The sequence below is a fragment of the Brevundimonas sp. NPDC055311 genome, from assembly GCF_053645695.1.
The window spans coordinates 790,491-803,389 of the sequence record NZ_JBSHMV010000002.1 but is presented as its reverse complement, the minus strand read 5'-3'; the positions used below and the strand labels follow the sequence as shown (position 1 = coordinate 803,389).

Genomic DNA, 12,899 nt, shown 5'->3' with positions numbered 1-12,899 from the left:
CGACGTTCCGTCCCGGTCACGGTTGCGACTCTTCGTCCTCGCTGACGAAATCCTGGGCGAACTCGGGCGCGGCGTCGTCCAGCCCCGTGAGCAGGTCCTCGCCCTCCTCGTCACCCACGCGCGATGGGTCCGGCACCTCGAAACCGACCGGCATGGATAGGTCCAGAAGGCCCGCCGCCTTCATCTCCTGCACGCCAGGAAGATCGTAGAGGCTGGCCAGGCTGAAATGCTCCAGAAAGCGGTCGGTCGTGGCGTAGGTCACCGGCCGTCCCGGCGTGCGGCGCCGCCCGCGCAACCGCACGAAGTCCATCTCCAGCAGCAGGTCCAGCGTGCCCTTGGACAGGGAGACGCCGCGCACGCTCTCGATCTCTGCGCGGGTGCAGGGCTGGTGGTAGGCGATGATGGCCAGCGTCTCGAGCGCAGCCCTGGACAGGCGGCGCGGCTCCTCGCGCTCCTCGGTCATCAGGAAGCCGAGGTCGGGCGCCGTGCGGAAGCGCCAGCGCTCGGCCACGCAGTCCAGCTCGACCCCGCGTCCCTGATAGCGTTCCTGAAGCGCGGTCAGCGCCCCGCCGACGTCTGCGCCCTCCGGCAGGCGGCGCGCGATCTCGGCCAACGACAGCGGCGCGGCGGCGGCGAACAGCAGGGCCTCGACCCGGCGCTCGATCTCGAGGTGGTCCGGGGTGAAGTCGAGGGTCACGGCGTCAGCTCCAGCGGCTGGCCCAGCCCTCTGCGCTTCAGCCACACCGCGTCGAATGGCCGCTCCTGCCGGATGTCCATGCCGCCCTCCTTCACCAGCTCCAGACTGGCCGACAGGGTAGAGGCGGTATAGCTGGCCTGGCTGGGGCCTTCCTGCCCCTCCGGTTTCTGCGGCGCCACGCGCTCCAGCGGCGTCCATTCGGCCAGGCGCGGCATGATCTCGCGCAGCCAGTCTCGGGCGGCCTCCAACTGGAAAGCCTCGACCCGCTGGCCGGGGGCGTATTTGCGGCGCTCTTCGCGGCGGCGCTGGGCGACATAGGCGCTCATCAGCTCATAGAGGCTGGCGTCCACCCGGTCGGACGGGATGATGACCGTCGCCTGCGGGTCGCCGCGCGTGAAGACGTCGCGCTTCAACTGCGGGCGGCCGGTGATGGCCTCCACCGCCGTGCGCATGGCCTCCAGCTTCTGCAGGCGGAAGGCGAGGGCGGCGGCGATCTCTTCGGCCGGCGGCTCCTCCGGCTTGTCCTTCTCGTTGCGCGGGATCAGCAGGCGCGACTTCAGATAGGCCAGCCACGACGCCATCACGAGGTAGTCGGCCGCCAGGGCGAAATTCCGCCGCCGCGCCTCATGCACGAAGGCCAGATACTGTTCGGCCAGACGGGTGATGGACAGCTTCAGCAGGTCCACCTTCTGCGTCCGCGCCAGGGCCAGAAGGACGTGCAGAGGGCCTTCATAGCCCTCCAGATCGACGACGAAGGCCTCCTGCGCCTCGACCTGTTCGACGGCAGTGAAGTCGAGGTTCGGCTGGAAGGCCTCGGTCATGCGCCCTCCCCCGCCATTTAAGCCTGCGCCTCGCCGACGTCCGGCCCCTTGGAGGCGTCGAAGCGGCCGTTCAGCGCCGCCTCCAGCCGGGCGCGGCCCTCGGCGACGTCCAGCGGCTCGGGCGTGCGGACGATGCGGTTGAGCGCAGCCTCGGCGCGGCGCCTGGCCTCGCCCTTCAGCTTCTTCGTCCCCTCGGCGACGGCGGCCATCTCCTTCAGGTCGCCGTTGCAGTGAAGCACCACGTCGCAGCCCGCCTTCAGCGACTGTTCGGCCCGCTCGGTCAGCGTGCCCGACAGGGCCTGCATCGACAGATCGTCAGACAGGATCAGGCCGGAGAAGCCCAGCCGTTCGCGCATCAGGCGGATGGCCTTCTTCGACGTCGTGGCCGGGCGTTTGGCGTCGACGGCGGTGAAGACGACATGGGCCGTCATCGCCATCGGCATGTCCGACAGGGCCTTGAACGGGGCGAAGTCCCAGGCGTCCAGTTCCTCGATCGCCGTCTCGACCACCGGCAGGTCGTGGTGGCTGTCCGAAAAGGCGCGGCCGTGGCCGGGAATGTGCTTGATGATCGGCAGGACGCCGCCCGCCAGCAGACCCTCGGCGGCGGCGCGGGCCAGCTGGGTCACGGTCGCCGGATCCTGGGCATAGGCGCGGTCGCCGATGATGTCGTGGGCGCCCGGCACCGGCACGTCCAGCACCGGCACGCAGTCGACCGTGATGCCCAAGTCGCGCAGGTCATGGGCGATCAGCCGCGCGCCCAGACGCACCAGTTCGCGCGCCGCCGCCGGGTCGTTGGTCGCCTTCAGATAGGCGGCGCCCGGCGGATATTTCGGCCAGTGCGGCGGGCCCAGACGTTGGACCCGGCCGCCCTCCTGATCGATCAGGACCGGAGCATCGTCCCGGCCCACGCTGTCGCGCAGTTCGGACACCAGCGCCTTGACCTGCTCAGGACTGTCCACATTGCGACGGAACAGGATGAAGCCCCAGGGCCTGGCCTCGGCGTAGAAGGCGCGCTCCTCCGCCGTCAGCCTGTGGCCGGAACAGCCGTAGATGGCGGCGGAGGTCATGCTTGCGCGATCCTTAGCGGACGATGCAGTCGCGGCCCGCGGCCTTCAGCGCATTGCAGAAGGCGACGGCGCGCTCACGGCTCATGCCGGTGAAGGTGGTGCGGTAGGCGGTCGAACCCGAGGCCGTCGTCACCTCCTGCACGCGCTTCTCGGCGCCCGAGGCGTACTGGCCGAAGCGGGCGGCGACGGCGGCGTATTCACGGTCGGCGATGGCGGTCGAGGAGAAGGCGCCGATCTGCACGCCCGACGACCCGCCCGTCGCGGCCGGGGCCGGAGCGGGCGCAGGGGTCGGAGCCTTCGTCACCGGAGCCGGCGCTACGGGCGCAGGCGCGGCTGGAGCCTTGGTCGCCGGCGCGGGCGCGGCGGGCGGCAGGGTCGAGGATTCGACCGGCGCGGCCGGGGTCGTCGGCGCGGGGCGCGGCAGCACCTCCTCCGGGCCGGGGGTGAAGGTCGGCGCGGCGTCGGTCGGCGCGCCGCCGTCGCGATAGACGCGGATGTCGGCTTCCGGGTCGACCGGCTGGGCGTCCAGCGGGGCCTCGACCTTCATGCTCTCGACCGGCGTGCCGACGGCGGGCGGCGCATCCGTCGAGGAGCGCACGCCCGAACGATAGAAGACCACCACGGCCACGATCAGCAGCAGCAGGACGACCGCGCTGATGATCAGGGTGATCGGCGGCGACTTGGCGGCCGGGGCCCGGCGCGGGTCGTAGCCGCCGCGCGTGAAGGGCAGGTCGTCGTCGGTCGGCGGCGTATAGGCGCCCCGGTCGCGGCCGGCGTTGGGGTGGCCTCGGTGATCGTCGTCGTAGGACATGGGTCGCGCCTTGGTGGTCTCAATGACCCGCGCGCGAATCGGCGCACGGAGATGTTCAGTCTAACCCGCCCCCGGCGGGTTTCGAATCACAGATCGAGGGCGAGGTCGAGGCTGAACAGCTTGCGATGCACCTCGATAGCGTAACGATCTGTCATGCCGGCGATGTAGTCGCACACCGCCCGCGCCCGCGCGTCCCGGTCGTCGGTCAGGGCCGAGGCCTGCCATTCCGGGGGCATGACCTCCGGCTCGGCCATGAACAGCTGGAACAGCTGGGCCAGCACCCGACGCGCCTGACTGCGTGTGCGGTTGACGCGGTAATGGCGATACATCCGCTCGAACAGGAAGCGGCGCAGCACCGCCAGTTCCGCCATCATGCCGGGCGAGAATTGCACCAGGGTCTCGGGCGCCTTGCGGACGTCCTCGACCGTCTCGATGCGGTGTTTGGCCAGACGGGCCTCGGTCTCGGTCAGGACGTCGTCGACCATGACGCCGATCATGCGGCGCACGGCCTCCAGCCGCAGCATCCGTTCGTCGACATCGGGCCAGTCGGCGCGCGCGCTGGCGATACAGCGCCCGATCAGCGGCACGTCGGCCAGATCGGACAGGCTGAACAGCCCCGCCTGCACCCCGTCGTCCACGTCGTGGTTGTTATAGGCGATGTCGTCGGCGATGGCCGCGCACTGCGCCTCCAGCGAGGCGAAGGTGCCCAGGCGCAGGTCCCAGTCGGCCGCCCCGCCCGGCGCATAGGCGGCGACCGCCTTCCACGCCGGGTCCGACAGCTGGTGCGCCACCGGGCCGTTGTGCTTGACCACGCCCTCGACCGTCTCCCAGCTCAGGTTCAGGCCGGGGAAGCCGGGATAGCGGGTCTCCAGCTCGGTCACGACGCGGAAGCTCTGGACGTTGTGGTCGAAGCCGCCGAAGGCCTTCATCTGTTCGTGCAGCTCGTCCTCGCCCGCATGGCTGAACGGCGGATGGCCCAGGTCGTGGGCCAGGGCGACCGTCTCGGCCAGATCATCGTCCAGCCGCAGGGCGTGGGCCAGGGAGCGGGCGATCTGCGCCACCTCCAGACTGTGCGTCAGCCGGGTGCGGTAGTGGTCGCCCTCATGCGCGACGAAGACCTGGGTCTTCTCCTTCAGGCGGCGGAAGGCGGTGGCGTGGATGATGCGGTCGCGATCGCGGGCGAAGGCGGTGCGGGTGCGGCTGGCGGGCTCGAAAACGCGGCGGCCGCGACTGGCGGCGGGGTTTTCGGCGTAGGGGGCGCGGGTCTGGCTCAAGACGGCGGGACTTCGTGATGGCGACAGGCCTTTGCGAACGCCTGTCAGACCCTCATATAGAGGGCCGTGAGCACCGTCCAATCCACAGAATCAGCCCGCGACCTGTCGCTGTCGGTCGCAACCCGGTCGCCCGAGGGGATCGTCCTGGCCGAAAGCGGCGCGCGCCGTCTGGCCCGGCTGTCCGAGGCGGAAGGCAAACCCGTCCTGCTGCGCGTCGCCGTCGACGGCGGCGGCTGCTCGGGCTTCCAGTACCGCTTCGAGCTGGTGGACGGCCCCGAGGCCGACGACCTGGTGGTGCGCCGCGACGGCCAGGCCGTGGTCATCGACGCGGTCTCCGTCCCCTTCCTGAAGGATTCCGAGATCGCCTTCGTCGACGAACTGGCCGGCGCCCAGTTCGTGATCCGCAATCCCAACGCCGCCTCCAGCTGCGGCTGCGGCGTCAGCTTCTCGATCTGACGCGCTGACCTGACGGGTCGGGCCTAGTGGGCTGACGGCCGCGTCTCGTCGGACGCCGCCCTGCGTCCGCTGCGGCGCGGCGGCTCGGCGAAGACCTCGACCATCGCCGCGTTGAAGGCGGGCAGGTCATCGGGACAGCGGCTGGTGATCAGGCCGTCGTCGACCACCACCTCCTTGTCCACCACCTCGGCGCCGGCGTTGCGCAGATCGGTGCGGATGGACTTGTAGGCCGTCAGGGTCCGCCCCTCGGCGACGCCCGCCTCGATCAGAATCCAGGGCGCGTGACAGATGGCGGCCACGGGCTTGCCCGCATCGAAGAAGGCGCGGACGAACTTCAGCGCCGCCTCCTCCGTGCGCAACCGATCCGGGTTGGCCACCCCGCCCGGCAGGACCAGACCGTCGTAGAGGGAGGCGTCCGTCGTCTTCAGCGTCCGGTCGACCGCGATCATCTCGTCGGGCGTCAGGTGGTCGAAGCCCTGGATCCAGCCCGGTTCGAGCGAGATCACCTCGACCGTCGCGCCTTCCGCGCGCAGCGCCTTGACCGGCTCCTGAAGCTCGATCTGCTCGACGCCGTCGGCGGCCAGGACGGCGATGGTCTTTCCAGCCAGGGTCTTGTCGGCGTTGTCGGGCATGACGGGCTCCTTGAGATGAGGGGAAATGGCGAGGGGCGTCCGCCCTTAACCGCTCGTCCGACCAGAGGTTGCGGCCCCGCTTGGCGCGGCGGGACGCAGCGCCCATCTTCATCCCATGCGCCGTATCCCGCTCATCCTGTCGCTGATCGTCGCCCAGATCGTCGTCCAGTGGGGCGCGGCCGGTCTGGCCCAGGCGCAGACCTGGCCGGGCTGGCCCGGTCCGCCGCCGCCCGGCTACGACCCTCATGCGGCGGCCGCCGAACAGCATCGGCAAGCGATCGAGCAGTTGCGGCTGCAGGCCGACCAGCGCGAGGCCGACGCCGCGCGGCAGCGGCTTCAGACGGACCGCGCCCTGCGCCAGCTGGAGGCCGCGCGGAGTCCGGCTCCCCCGACGCCCCCCGCGACGGCCTATACGCCGCGTCCTGCGCCCCTGCCCCCGCCGGCGTCCCTTTCGCCGCCCGTCGATCAGGGCGCGGCGGGCGTGCCCGAGATCGACGCCTGGCTGAACCGACAACCACACTGATCCCCAAGGATCAAGAGCGTTACATTTGCATCTCTTCACCTCGCCCTGCGTTTCAGCCTAGCTTGAGATGGACGGCACAGCGGAGAGCGACAGATGCGTTGGCAGGGCGGACGACGCGGCGGCGGGGTCGAGGATCGGCGCGGCATGGGCGGAGGCGCGGTCGCGGGCGGCGGCATCGGCGTCCTGGTGCTGGCGGCCATCGGCTATTTCGTCTTCGGCATAGACCCCAACACCACCCAGCAGTTGGCCAGCCAGTTCGGCGGCGCCGGCCAGGCGGAACAGCAGGGCCAGATGGGCTCGCCCGAGGATCAGGCCGGCCAGTTCGTCGAAGTCGTCGGCTCCAACATCAACGACGTCTGGCGCACGAAGCTGAAAGGCTACACCGCGCCGACCACCGTCCTGTACGAACAGGGCACCCAGACCGGCTGCGGCTACGGCCAGGCGGCGATGGGGCCGTTCTACTGTCCGGCGGATCAGAAGGTCTATCTGGACCTCAGCTTCTGGCGCGAGATGGAGAGCAAGCTGGGCGCGTCCGGCGCCGACTTCGCCAAGGCCTATGTCATCGCCCATGAATTCGGCCACCACGTCCAGACCCTGACGGGAGCCAGCCAGCAGGTGCAACAGGCCCAGCGGTCGGCGCGCAGCCAGGCGGAGGGCAACCGCTATTCCGTCGCCCTGGAGCTTCAGGCCGATTGTTACGCCGGAGTCTGGGCCCGCAACGCCGCCGTCGTCTCGAATGGAGAGGTGGCGCTGGAGCCAGGCGATCTGGAGGAGGGCATGAAGACCGCCCAGGCCATCGGCGACGATGCGCTGCAACGCCGCGGCGGCGGGCGCGTCTCGCCGGAAAGCTTCACCCACGGCTCCTCGGCCCAGCGGGTCGAATGGCTGCAGCGCGGTTATCAGACCGGCGATCCGGCCGCCTGCGACACCTTCTCCCAACTCTAGGCCGGCCCTAGACCTGGGAAGTCAGGCGGCCTTGGCGTGTCTGAGAGGCGAGGGCCGCCCGTAGGCGAACCAGCGCAGCGCCCATTCCAGAGGCCCCATGTTGAAGGCTCGCAGCCAGAGCGCGCTGAAGATCATCTGGACGACCCAGATCGCCGCCGCCACGCCCCACAGGCCCCACCAGTCCAGTCTGCCCCATAGGCCCAGACCATAGAACAGCAGGCCCGCGATCGCCGACTGGCCCAGATAGTTGGTCAGGGCCATCCGGCCCAGGCTCCGCAAGGCCCGCCCCACGAAGCCGAGCATGTTCATCTTCCAAAGCGACAGCAGCAGGCCGACATGGCCCAGCGTCATGGCGCAACGCCCCAGTTCATAGCTGGTCTGCGCCGCCCAGGATTCGGACGAGAACTGGCTGTTCCACAGCATGACGGCCTGTCCCCCGTTGACCGCCAGCCCGAGGGCGTAACCGCCGCCCGCCAGGGCCAGATAGAAGCCCAGCGACCGCGCCCCGCCCAGAACGCCCAGCTTGAACAACGCCATGCCCAGCAACATGAAGGCGACCGATTCAATGACCAGGGTGATGGTGTAGCTGGAGGCGGCGTAGTCCAGCCAGGTCCGCACGCTCCATTTCAGCAGGCCCAGGGCGCTCCCCGTGCGTACGGCGGTTTCCTCGACGGGGGTCTCCGGCGACAGGCTCTGCGCCTCCTGAGCGCGGACGTAGGCTTTCAAGGCTTCGGCGTCGGCGGGCGAAAGGGCCGCGCCCGTCTCCGCCTGGCTGGCCAGATCCGCCCCTTGTCGCGCCTCCATCGCCTGATAGGCCCCGACCACCGTCGACTCGACCGTCAGCAGCAGAAGCAGGGCCGCCGACAGGGCGATCAGCGTGCGCGGCCGCGCGGTGCGGAACACGAACAGCAGGAATCCCGACAGGCCGTAGACATAGAGGATGTCCCCCGGAAACAGCAGGATGGTGGCGTTGAACACGCCCAGCGCCAGAAGCGCCATGCAGCGTCGGAAATAGACGTCAGCCGCCTGGATCGTGCCGCGTCCGTCTTCTCCGCGCAGGGTGATCAGCAGCATCCCCGCGCCGAACAGCAGGGTGAACAGGCCCCGCATCGACCCCTGTACGAACAGGTGCTGGATGATCCACGCCGACCAGTCGGGGTTGGCCAGGGTCGGCGGCAGATCCGGATGATACTGGCCCCAGAAGCCGCCCATCATCATGATGTTGACCAGCAGGATGCCGCACAGGGCGAACCCGCGCAGGAGATCCAGACTCTCCAGCCTCTGGCTAGGCGACACCGATGTCATGGACGGCAAGGCGGTCATGTCGGCCGCTTATCCCCCTTCAAGCCGCGAACGAAACGGATTCTCCCACCGGGGAGAGGACAAAACTAAACAATGGTCACATCCATCAACGGCGCGAGGTGAAGCTGTCCGTCGCTGAGATCCAGAATAACGTCCCGACCCGCGAAAGCCTCCATGCCCAACAGGGCGTCCGGATAGTTGGGCAAGGCCTGATCGGCGTAGACGGCGGTCGTCACATCGCGCCACGTCTCGTCACCCAGGACCACGGTCCGGGCCTGGATCATCCGCGCCCTGGCCACCCCGCCCAGGACGATGCTCGACCCGACCCGCTCGGGCCGACCGTCCAGCAGGCCCGCCGATTGCGCGACGCCCTCGCTCAGGGCCAGCAGGGCGGACGACCCAGTGTCCACCACCGCCTTGACCGGCGCGCCCTCGACCACGGCCTGCGCGACCAGGGCGGTGCCCGAACGCCGCACCGGCAGGGGGCGATAGGCGGACGACGGCGCCCTTTGGGCCGCATCAATCAGCCTTAGGCGCCGCTGGCGCAGGTCCATCTCCAGCGCCGCCTCCATCAGCAGGTCCTGCCCCAGGATCAGGGGCGCTCCCAGCCCCTCCTCCTCCGACAGGGGGCCCAGATCCAGAATCCCGGCGCGCAGGCGACCGACGCGCGCCGCCCCCACGGCCAGATCCAGGGTCACGCCCCGCCCCATCTGGGCGCGCCCGTCCACGCCATAGGCGATCAGGGGCATGTCGAAGAGGTTGTCCAACCCCAGTTCCGCCACCAGTCGGCGGTCGATCACCGAATACTGGGCCCCGCTGTCGACCAGGGCGGTCAGATCTCGCCCCGCAAGGCGCACGCGCACCGTCGGCAACAGGGTCCGGGGAACGACGAAGCCCAGCCAGCCGCTGGTCCCATCGGCGCCGAAGGTCACCCTGGGTCGCCGCCACAGCACATGATCCTTCAGCCACAGCCCGCCGCCGACGGCGGCGGCGGCGGCCCCGGCGCGAATAAGGAGGGAACGGCGGTTCATCCGTCTGACATGAACCGGGCCGCCGCGCGACGCCAGCCCCTTTTCCCGCCCCGCGCGGTCAAGGCGTGCGCCCGCCGCCCGCTGAGCCAGGTTGTTGCGTCATCTCGCGAAAATTCCTTTCGCATGCGCAAAATAATCATGACGAAGCGCCGGATCGCGGCTAGAAACGACCCCGATATGACGACCTCCCCTGATCGCTACATCTCGACGCGCGGCGACGCCGCCCCGACCCGCTTCAGCGACGCCCTGCTGCGCGGCATCGCGCCGGACGGCGGCCTCTACATGCCGCAGGCCTGGCCCGCCCTGCCCGCCGACGCCACGCGTCCCGGCCGCAGCTACGCCGAGATCGCCAAGGCGGCGATGACGCCCTTCATCGGCGACGCCCTGCCTGCGGGCGCGCTGGACCGCGCCCTGGACCGCCTGACCAAGGGCTTCGACCATCCGCTGGTGACGCCGCTGGTCGAGCTGGAGCCCGGCCTCTTCGTGCTCGAGCTGTTCCACGGCCCGACGGCGGCGTTCAAGGATCTGGCCATGCAGTTGGTGGCCGCCCTGTCGGACGAGGCCCTGGCCGCGACGGGCGAAACCCTGACCCTGCTGACCGCCACCAGCGGGGACACCGGCGCCGCCGCCGTACGCGCCTTTGCAGGCGCCGAGCGCATCAAACTGGTCGTCCTGCACCCGCTGGACCGCGTCTCCCCGGTGCAGCGCAAGCAGATGACGACGGTCGAGGCCGACAACGTCCTGAACCTAGCCGTGCGCGGCGACTTCGACGACTGCCAGCGTCTGGTGAAGGGCCTGCTGGCCGAGGAACGCTTACGCGAACAAGGCCGCCTGTCCTCGGTCAACTCGATCAACTGGGGCCGCCTGGCGGGCCAGGTTCCCTATTACGTCTCGGCCACGGCCCAGCTGGGCCAGGCGGCGACCTTCGTGGTGCCGACCGGCAATTTCGGCGACGCCTTCGCCGGGATTGCCGCCAAAAAGATGGGTCTGCCCGCCGCCGGTTTCGTCGCCGCCGTCAACCAGAACGACGCCCTGGCCCGCGCCATCAACGACGGCGTCTACGCCCGCCGCCCGGCGGTCGAGAGCGGCAGCGTGTCGATGGACGTTCAGGCGCCGTCGAACTTTGAACGTCTGGTCTATGAAGCCTCCGGCCGCGACGCCGAGACGACCCGCGCCGTGTTCGAAACCTTCGCGCGCGAGGGGGCCGTCACCCTGCCCCCCGACCTGCTGGCCGCCCTGCGCGCCGAGGTGTCGGCCGTCTCGGTCGACGAGGCTACGACCAGGGCCGAGATCGCCCACGCCCACGCCGCCTGGGGCCGCGTCGTCTGCCCGCACACGGCCGTAGCGCTAGCAGCCGCGCGTCGTCTGGACCGTAACGGCGCGCCGATCGTCGCCCTGTCCACCGCCCATCCGTCGAAGTTCGGCGCCTTCGTCTCGGACGTCATCGGCGTCGAGCCGGAACCGGCGCCTGTCATCCGCGCCCTGGGCGACCGTCCCGAGCGGCTGACGGTGATCGAGAACACGCCCGAAGCGGCCCTGGCGGCGGTGAAGGGGTTCGCCGGGTAGGGCCATCCCCGGAGGAGCCTGAACCGTCCTGGTTCGTTGTCATCGGCGAAGGAGACGCCGATGCCTCGCAACACACGTCCCGTCGCTGTCCTCTATCGCATGGTCATGCCCGATCATGTCTGCCCCTGGGGCCTGAGAGCGCGACACCTGCTGAAATCCAAAGGTTATCAGGTCGATGACCGTTGGCTGGAGACCCGCGAAGCGACCGACGCCTTCAAGGCCGAGCATGGGGTGAAAACCACGCCCCAGACTTTCATCGACGGGCGCCGCATCGGCGGCTTCGACGACTTGCGTCGCTTTTTCGGTCTTCGGGTGCGCGACCCCGAGGCGACCAGCTATACGCCCGTTCTGGTCGTCTTCGCGGTCACGGCTCTGACGGCGCTGGCCGCCAGCCATGCCGCCTATGGCGCGCCGCTGACCGGCCGGACGATTGAGTGGTTCATCTCGTTCAGCATGTGCGTCCTGGGCATGTTGAAGCTGCAGAACCTGAACGGGTTCGCCACCATGTTCCTGAACTACGACCTTCTGGCGCGGCGCTGGGTTCCCTACGGCTGGGTCTACCCTTTCGCAGAGACGGGCGCGGGGGTGCTGATGACTGCCCACGCCCTCACCTGGCTATCCGCGCCCGTCGCCCTCTTCATCGGCGGCATCGGCGCCGCCTCGGTGTTCAAGGCCGTCTATATCGACAGGCGCGAGTTGAAGTGCGCCTGCGTCGGCGGGGACAGCAAGGTTCCGCTCGGCTTCCTGTCGCTGACCGAGAACCTGATGATGATCGCCATGGCCGTATGGATGCTGGCGCGTATGTGAGACCTACGCGGGCTCCGCCGCCTTCCAGTAGTCCAGCCGCCGGAAGAAGGGCGCCGGGTCCTTGGGCGTGACCAGATTGGTCGGGTCGTGGAACAGCCGGTCGTGCAGGCGCGTCAGGGTGAAGCGCACCGCCGCCGCCGCGCCGAGTTCCGGCAGGGCCTGGCGCTCGGCGTCCGACAGGGGCCGCACCGACTCATAGCCCTTCTGGAAAGCGCGCAGAGCCGACGGCAGAGGCCGTCCCTCGGCGTCGAACCCCCAGGCGCTCAGCGCGATGGCCAGGTCATAGGCCAGCACGTCGACGCAGGCGAAGTAGAAGTCGATCACCCCGCCGACATCCGTCGCCCCATGCTCATTCGTCGCGAACAGAACGTTGTCGGGGAAGTAGTCGGCGTGGATCGGCCCGCGCGGCAAGGCCGGATCGCTCCACGGCCGGGCCAGATCGGGCAGCAGGCGCTGCATCTGCTCCAGCATCCGGCGGTCCTCGCCTCTGGCCACCGTATCGCAGCGCGCGGCCAGGTCCGCCCAGGCGCGCGGCCCGACCGGGTTGTCGCGCACGCCGTCATAGTCGGCCGCGTCCAGATGCAGCAGGGCCAGAACCTGACCGGCGCGATACTGATCCTTGTCCGTCGGCTGGCGCTTCCAGGCGCCGGGCGTCCATTCGACGATGGCGGCGGCGCGATCGTTCAGACGGCCGATCACCTGGCCTCGATGATCCGCGACGGGCGCGGGCGTCGGAAAGCCCTGAGCCGCCAACCGCCCGGTCAGGCCCAGGCAGAACGGCAGGGCCGAGGCCTCGGTCCGCCCCTCGAACAGGGTCAGGACATAGGCGCCCTTCTCCGTCACCAGGCGATAGTTGGTGTTCTCGACCCCCTCGGCGATCGGGGTCAGTTCGACCAACCCGCCGAGAGGGTAGCGCATGAGATAGTCGTCGGCCTGTTGCGGTGTGACGGGCGTGAAGACGGCCATG

The 12,899-nt window shown here is 69.7% G+C and carries 14 protein-coding genes; 5 read left to right on the top strand and 9 right to left on the bottom strand.

All coding sequences use genetic code 11. The features are described 5' to 3' along the window. Positions 1-16: 16 nt before the first annotated feature. The 5 genes from scpB to ACWIDZ_RS09620 all read right to left on the bottom strand — a co-directional run bounded on the left by scpB (position 17) and on the right by ACWIDZ_RS09620 (position 4,670). Positions 17-697, bottom strand: coding sequence for an SMC-Scp complex subunit ScpB (gene scpB / locus ACWIDZ_RS09640; RefSeq protein ID WP_453990211.1), 681 nt, complete (start codon positions 695-697; stop codon positions 17-19). Beyond that, positions 694-1,518: a segregation and condensation protein A gene (locus ACWIDZ_RS09635; RefSeq protein ID WP_453990209.1), complete on the bottom strand. Its 825-nt coding sequence runs from the start codon at positions 1,516-1,518 to the stop codon at positions 694-696. The genes scpB and ACWIDZ_RS09635 overlap by 4 nt, the downstream gene beginning before the upstream one ends. 17 nt (positions 1,519-1,535) lie before the next feature. Beyond that, a complete protein-coding gene (nagZ, locus tag ACWIDZ_RS09630) occupies positions 1,536-2,585 on the bottom strand; it encodes a beta-N-acetylhexosaminidase (protein ID WP_453990207.1) in 1,050 nt (349 codons plus the stop codon). Positions 2,586-2,598: 13 nt separating this feature from the next. Next, positions 2,599-3,396: an SPOR domain-containing protein gene (locus tag ACWIDZ_RS09625; RefSeq protein ID WP_453990205.1), complete on the bottom strand. Its 798-nt coding sequence runs from the start codon at positions 3,394-3,396 to the stop codon at positions 2,599-2,601. Positions 3,397-3,482: 86 nt separating this feature from the next. Beyond that, complete coding sequence (locus tag ACWIDZ_RS09620) at positions 3,483-4,670, bottom strand: deoxyguanosinetriphosphate triphosphohydrolase (RefSeq protein ID WP_453990203.1); 1,188 nt, start codon at positions 4,668-4,670, stop codon at positions 3,483-3,485. 108 nt (positions 4,671-4,778) lie between these two features. Here ACWIDZ_RS09620 and ACWIDZ_RS09615 point away from each other — a divergent pair, with 108 nt between their 5' ends. Then, complete coding sequence (locus ACWIDZ_RS09615; RefSeq protein ID WP_343831321.1) at positions 4,779-5,126, top strand: HesB/IscA family protein; 348 nt, start codon at positions 4,779-4,781, stop codon at positions 5,124-5,126. A gap of 23 nt (positions 5,127-5,149) precedes the next feature. Here the strand turns inward: ACWIDZ_RS09615 and ACWIDZ_RS09610 are convergent, their stop codons facing one another. Beyond that, positions 5,150-5,758: a type 1 glutamine amidotransferase domain-containing protein gene (locus ACWIDZ_RS09610; protein ID WP_453990201.1), complete on the bottom strand. Its 609-nt coding sequence runs from the start codon at positions 5,756-5,758 to the stop codon at positions 5,150-5,152. A gap of 115 nt (positions 5,759-5,873) precedes the next feature. On the opposite strand from ACWIDZ_RS09610, the gene ACWIDZ_RS09605 reads away from it, so the two are divergent. Together ACWIDZ_RS09605 and ypfJ are read left to right on the top strand one after the other, a co-directional pair. After that, on the top strand, positions 5,874-6,281 hold the full coding sequence (locus tag ACWIDZ_RS09605) for a hypothetical protein (protein WP_453990199.1): 408 nt from the start codon (positions 5,874-5,876) through the stop codon (positions 6,279-6,281). A gap of 93 nt (positions 6,282-6,374) precedes the next feature. After that, positions 6,375-7,226 carry a KPN_02809 family neutral zinc metallopeptidase gene (ypfJ, locus tag ACWIDZ_RS09600; RefSeq protein WP_338576671.1) on the top strand — a complete coding sequence of 284 codons (852 nt, stop codon included), beginning with the start codon at positions 6,375-6,377 and terminating at the stop codon, positions 7,224-7,226. Positions 7,227-7,247: 21 nt separating this feature from the next. Here the strand turns inward: ypfJ and ACWIDZ_RS09595 are convergent, their stop codons facing one another. Together ACWIDZ_RS09595 and ACWIDZ_RS09590 are read right to left on the bottom strand one after the other, a co-directional pair. Beyond that, positions 7,248-8,549 (bottom strand): DUF418 domain-containing protein, encoded by a 1,302-nt coding sequence (locus ACWIDZ_RS09595; RefSeq protein WP_453990197.1) that lies wholly within the window; start codon positions 8,547-8,549, stop codon positions 7,248-7,250. A gap of 65 nt (positions 8,550-8,614) precedes the next feature. Then, complete coding sequence (locus ACWIDZ_RS09590) at positions 8,615-9,559, bottom strand: aspartyl protease family protein (protein WP_453990195.1); 945 nt, start codon at positions 9,557-9,559, stop codon at positions 8,615-8,617. Between the two features lie 177 nt (positions 9,560-9,736). Here ACWIDZ_RS09590 and thrC point away from each other — a divergent pair, with 177 nt between their 5' ends. Beyond that, positions 9,737-11,125 (top strand): threonine synthase, encoded by a 1,389-nt coding sequence (gene thrC, locus ACWIDZ_RS09585; protein WP_453990193.1) that lies wholly within the window; start codon positions 9,737-9,739, stop codon positions 11,123-11,125. 60 nt (positions 11,126-11,185) lie between these two features. Continuing rightward, positions 11,186-11,932, top strand: coding sequence for a glutaredoxin family protein (locus tag ACWIDZ_RS09580; RefSeq protein WP_453990191.1), 747 nt, complete (start codon positions 11,186-11,188; stop codon positions 11,930-11,932). Between the two features lie 3 nt (positions 11,933-11,935). Here ACWIDZ_RS09580 and ACWIDZ_RS09575 read toward each other — a convergent pair whose 3' ends face one another. Beyond that, positions 11,936-12,898, bottom strand: coding sequence for a homoserine kinase (locus tag ACWIDZ_RS09575; RefSeq protein WP_453990189.1), 963 nt, complete (start codon positions 12,896-12,898; stop codon positions 11,936-11,938). Position 12,899: the final 1 nt, after the last annotated feature.

Bases quoted from the DNA above. Each gene is read 5' to 3' on its own strand.
- ACWIDZ_RS09635 (WP_453990209.1), bottom strand. From the start codon at position 1,518: ATGACCGAGGCCTTCCAGCCGAACCTCGACTTCACTGCCGTCGAACAG.
- nagZ (WP_453990207.1), bottom strand. From the start codon at position 2,585: ATGACCTCCGCCGCCATCTACGGCTGTTCCGGCCACAGGCTGACGGCG.
- ACWIDZ_RS09625 (WP_453990205.1), bottom strand. From the start codon at position 3,396: ATGTCCTACGACGACGATCACCGAGGCCACCCCAACGCCGGCCGCGAC.
- ACWIDZ_RS09610 (WP_453990201.1), bottom strand. From the start codon at position 5,758: ATGCCCGACAACGCCGACAAGACCCTGGCTGGAAAGACCATCGCCGTC.
- ACWIDZ_RS09605 (WP_453990199.1), top strand. From the start codon at position 5,874: ATGCGCCGTATCCCGCTCATCCTGTCGCTGATCGTCGCCCAGATCGTC.
- ypfJ (WP_338576671.1), top strand. From the start codon at position 6,375: ATGCGTTGGCAGGGCGGACGACGCGGCGGCGGGGTCGAGGATCGGCGC.
- ACWIDZ_RS09595 (WP_453990197.1), bottom strand. From the start codon at position 8,549: ATGACCGCCTTGCCGTCCATGACATCGGTGTCGCCTAGCCAGAGGCTG.
- ACWIDZ_RS09590 (WP_453990195.1), bottom strand. From the start codon at position 9,559: ATGAACCGCCGTTCCCTCCTTATTCGCGCCGGGGCCGCCGCCGCCGCC.
- thrC (WP_453990193.1), top strand. From the start codon at position 9,737: ATGACGACCTCCCCTGATCGCTACATCTCGACGCGCGGCGACGCCGCC.
- ACWIDZ_RS09580 (WP_453990191.1), top strand. From the start codon at position 11,186: ATGCCTCGCAACACACGTCCCGTCGCTGTCCTCTATCGCATGGTCATG.
- ACWIDZ_RS09575 (WP_453990189.1), bottom strand. From the start codon at position 12,898: ATGGCCGTCTTCACGCCCGTCACACCGCAACAGGCCGACGACTATCTC.